1 protein-coding gene is annotated in these 1581 nt (G+C 64.5%); it reads left to right on the top strand.

The window, feature by feature from the left end; translation table 11 throughout:
• A partial coding sequence (locus CSW57_RS08950; protein ID WP_442316346.1) for an ATP-binding protein occupies positions 1-1581 on the top strand: 1581 nt, incomplete at both ends.

Below are 1581 nucleotides of genomic sequence, written 5' to 3'. Positions count from 1 at the left end.
CCGCGGCACATCGAGGTGCAGATCCTGGCTGATCAGCATGGCAACGTGATGCATCTGTTCGAGCGCGATTGCAGTGTGCAGCGTCGCCATCAGAAGGTGATCGAGCTGGCGCCGGCACCGAACATGCCGGCGGGGTTGCGGGAAAAGATTTGCGCGGACGCGGTCGCGTTCGCCCGCAAGATCGGCTACACCTGTGCGGGCACGGTCGAGTTCTTGGTCGACCGGGACGGCAATCACGTGTTCATCGAGATGAACCCACGCATCCAGGTCGAACACACGGTGACCGAAGAGATCACCGATGTGGATTTGGTGCAGTCCCAACTGCGGATCGCAGCGGGCGAGACGCTGGAAGATTTGGGCTTGTCCCAGGACAAGGTGCAGATCCGCGGCGCGGCGATGCAGTGCCGGATCACCACCGAGGACCCGACGAACGGGTTCCGCCCCGACACCGGCCGGATCACCGCCTACCGCACACCCGGTGGGGCGGGGGTGCGTCTGGATGGTGGGGCGACGTTGGGTGCCGAGGTCAGTGCGCATTTCGATTCGATGCTGGTGAAGCTGACCTGTCGGGGCCGGGATTTCGAGACGGCGGTGGCGCGGTCGCGGCGGGCGTTGGCCGAGTTCCGGATTCGTGGTGTGGCCACCAATGTGCCGTTCCTGCAGGCAGTGTTGGACGATCCCGACTTCCGGGCGGGCCGGGTCACGACGTCGTTCATCGAGGAACGTCCGCAGTTGCTGACCTCGCGGGTCTCGGCCGACCGTGGCACCAGGATCTTGAATTATTTGGCTGATGTGACGGTGAACAAACCGCATGGTGAACGTCCGGCGACGGTGTACCCGCGGGACAAACTCCCCGATGTCGATGTGACCTTGCCCCCGCCGAACGGGTCGCGGCAGCGTTTGCTCGAGCTGGGTCCGGAGGGTTTTGCTGCGGATTTGCGGGCGTCGAAGGCGCTCGGGGTGACTGATACGACGTTCCGGGATGCTCATCAGTCCCTGTTGGCGACGCGGATTCGTACGACCGGTTTGGTGATGGTTGCCCCGTATGTGGCGGCGATGACCCCGCAGTTGTTGTCGGTGGAGTGCTGGGGCGGGGCGACCTACGATGTGGCGTTGCGGTTTTTGAAGGAGGATCCGTGGGACCGCCTGGCGCAGCTGCGTGAGGCGATGCCCAACATCAACTTGCAGATGCTGCTCCGCGGACGCAACACGGTCGGCTACACCCCGTACCCCGAGCAGGTGACCCGCTCGTTCGTGTCCGAGGCCGCCGCGACCGGGATCGACATCTTCCGGATCTTCGACGCGTTGAACAATGTTGATCAGATGCGGCCGGCGATCGATGCGGTCCGCGAGACCGGCACCACGATCGCCGAGGTCGCCCTGTCCTACACCGGTGACCTGTCCAACCCCCGCGAGAACCTGTACACCCTGGACTATTACCTCCGGTTGGCCGAACAACTCGTCGACGCGGGCGCGCACATTCTGGCGATCAAGGACATGGCCGGACTGCTACGCCCGCAGGCGGCCGCGACACTGGTCTCGGCGCTGCGACAGAACTTCGATCTGCCGGTGCATGTGCAC

Origin of the sequence: Williamsia muralis (assembly GCF_002735905.1) — a bacterium.
Classification (GTDB): Bacteria; Actinomycetota; Actinomycetes; order Mycobacteriales; family Mycobacteriaceae; genus Williamsia; species Williamsia muralis_A.
This window is presented reverse-complemented; position numbering and strand designations above follow the sequence as displayed.